Raw genomic sequence first — 2656 nt, forward strand, 5'->3', positions numbered from 1 at the left:
CCTGGAGGACGGCACCCGCCGCTCGCTCGCCACCGACACCCCCGTCGTGTGGATGGAGGAGGAGAACTTCCTGTTCCGGCTCTCGGCCTACGCCGACCGCCTGCTCGCCCTCTACGAGGCGCAGCGTCTCGCGCGGGCGGACGATGCCGGGAAGGTCGCCGGGCTCGACGTCGTCGGGGGCGCGATCAGGCGGCATCGGTGCGGCCTTCGGTGTCGTCGAGGAGGCCGGGCAGGCGGCCGGCGACCGCTGCGCGGACCGCGTCCGCGACGGCATCGGGATCGCGCGCCGCGTCGACGAGGACGCAGCGCGCCGGCTCGGCCTGCGCGATCGCCCGGAAGGCATCGCGGAGGCGGGCGTGGAAGGCCAGCGCCTCGGCTTCGAAGCGGTCCGGTGCGGCCTGCGCCCCTTGTGCCCCCTGCCCGGCCGCCCGCGCCCGCGCACGGGCCAGGCCGATTTCGGGGTCGAGGTCGAAGATCAGGGTGAGGTCGGGCCGCGTCGGCCCGACGACGACCCGCTCGAGCGCCGCGACGGCTTCCGCATCGAGACCGCCGGCGGCGCCCTGGTAGGCGCGGGTCGAATCCATGAAGCGGTCGCACAGCACGACCTCGCCCGAGGCCAGCGCCGGGCGGATCAGGCGGTCGAGGTGGTCGATGCGGGCGGCCGAGAACAGCAGCGCCTCGGCGAAAGGCCCGTAGGGCTTGGCGACCCCGGCGAGCAGCGCCGTGCGGATCTCCTCGGCGCGGGTCGAGCCGCCGGGCTCGCGGGTGGTCGTGACCGTGCGGTGCGCGCCGAGCGTCCGGGCGAGACGGGCCACCTGGGTCGACTTGCCCGCGCCCTCCCCGCCCTCGAAGGTGATGAAGACGCCGCGAGGTGTCGAAGCGGTCGGGGTCGAAGCGGTCATGGCTGCCGACGCGGTGGTGGCAGCATGGGGCCGCGCCTCTCGGTCCTCACGACGGGTTGGCGCGCTTCTCGCCAGGCTTGTCGCCGGCTTTCTCGCCCTTGCCCGCCTTGTCGAAGGCGCGGCGGACGAGGCCGGTGCCGAACTCGAGCGCGGCATCCATCGCGCGCTGCTGGATGGTGCCGGCCTCGACGGAGGCGCCGGCATAGAGCGGCTGGTCGAGCGCCACCGCATCGCCGCGCATGATCTTCAGGCGGCCGACCTCGCGGCCCTCCTCCACCGGGGCGACCAGCGGCCCTTGGTAGACGGCGCGCGCCGTCACGCGATCGGAGGAGCCGCGCGGCAGCAGCACCCGCACCGGCTTCTTGGCGACCAGCGGCACCGATCCCGACGCGCCGCCGAACACCGAGGCCTCGGCCACCGTCTCGCCGGGGGTGAACACCTGCCGCGGCTCGAAGGCGCGGAACCCCCATTCCATCAGCTTGCGCGCCTCGGCCGCACGGTCCCGCGCGGTCTTGAGGCCGGAGATCACCATGATCAGGCGCTGGCCGTTCTGCACCGCCGAGCCGGTGAGCGCGTAGCCGGATTCCTCGAGGTAGCCGGTCTTGAGGCCGTCGGCGCCGATGTCGAGGGCGAGCAGCGGGTTGCGGTTCTGCTGCTTGATCTTGTTCCAGGTGAACTCGCGCTCGGAGAAGATCTTGTACAGGTCCGGGTAGGTGTCGATGATGTGCGCGGCGAGCCTGGCCATGTCGCGCGCGGTGACCCGCTGGTCGGGCGCCGAGTAGCCGGTGGCGTTGCGGAAGGTCGAGCGCGTCAGCCCGATCTCCTTCGCGCGCTGGTTCATGATGGCGGCGAAGGCCTCCTCGGAACCGGCCATGTTCTCGGCGATCGTGATCGCCGCGTCGTTGCCCGACTGCACCACGAGCCCGCGCAGCAGGTCCTGCATCTTGATGCGGCTGTTGACCTGGGCGAACATCGACGAGCCGCCGCCCCCCGCCCCGCCCCGGCGCCACGCGTCCTCGGTCACCGTGAACTCGGTCTCCATCGTCAGCCGCCCGGATTTGAGGGCGTCGAACACGATGTCGGTGGTCATCAGCTTGGCCATGCTCGCCGGGGCGAACGGCTCGTCGGCCGCCTTCTCGAACAGCACCGAGCCGGAATCGGCGTCGACCAGGATCGCGTGCGGCGCCGCGGTCTGGAAGACCTGCGCGCGGGCCGGCGTCGCGAGCGCGCAGGCCGCCGCCAGAAGGAAGACCCAGGTCCTGCGCATCAAAAGACTCCCGTGCGGCCGGGCCGCCACGCTCGCGAACATCCCGCCTCGGATAACAAGCGTGACCATATTACGGTTTCCGCGCCGGATCGAATGCGAAATGACGCAGCGCACCTGCCCGCGCACCGACCGAGGCGGGTTTTTCTACGATCCGAGGTTGCTTCGGGCCGAGATCGCCGGGACCTGAACGATCCCCCGGCCGCAGGGATACGCAGGGGGTCGTCCCGGCCCGCCGGCTCTCCCCGCGACCGCGGGACCGCCGGTCGTCTCGCGGACGACCGGGCTCCGCCAGGACGGGACGGCGCCGGCTCGTCAGTAGATCCCGGCGAGCCGCGCGCCGCGCTTGTCGGCAGGCTTGCCGGGCGGCTTCGCGGCGAGGTCGACGCGGCTCTTCACGACTGCGCGGGCCGTTCCCTTGTCGCCCGAGCCCTTGTCGCTCGGGGCCGCGGCGCCCGTGAGCCGGGCCAGCGCGAGCTTGGCCGAGGGC

At 72.9% G+C, this 2656-nt stretch carries 2 protein-coding genes and 1 pseudogene; all 3 read right to left on the minus strand.

Annotated elements, in window-relative coordinates; genetic code table 11:
- Positions 1 to 196, minus strand: a pseudogene (locus FV223_RS31310) (hypothetical protein); the annotation flags it as partial.
- Complete coding sequence (gene tmk, locus FV223_RS24790; RefSeq protein ID WP_246686593.1) at positions 186 to 902, minus strand: dTMP kinase; 717 nt, start codon at positions 900 to 902, stop codon at positions 186 to 188. The pseudogene FV223_RS31310 and the gene tmk, both read right to left, overlap by 11 nt.
- Positions 903 to 948: 46 nt before the next feature.
- The gene (locus FV223_RS24795; RefSeq protein ID WP_147729452.1) at positions 949 to 2169 is read right to left on the minus strand and encodes a D-alanyl-D-alanine carboxypeptidase family protein; all 1221 of its coding nucleotides are present in this window, start codon (positions 2167 to 2169) and stop codon (positions 949 to 951) included.
- Positions 2170 to 2656 lie beyond the last annotated feature (487 nt).

The sequence above is a fragment of the Methylobacterium sp. WL116 genome (assembly GCF_008039455.1).
Taxonomy (GTDB): domain Bacteria; phylum Pseudomonadota; class Alphaproteobacteria; order Rhizobiales; family Beijerinckiaceae; genus Methylobacterium.

Bases quoted from the DNA above. Each gene is read 5' to 3' on its own strand.
- FV223_RS24795 (WP_147729452.1), bottom strand. From the start codon at position 2,169: ATGCGCAGGACCTGGGTCTTCCTTCTGGCGGCGGCCTGCGCGCTCGCG.
- tmk (WP_246686593.1), bottom strand. From the start codon at position 902: ATGACCGCTTCGACCCCGACCGCTTCGACACCTCGCGGCGTCTTCATC.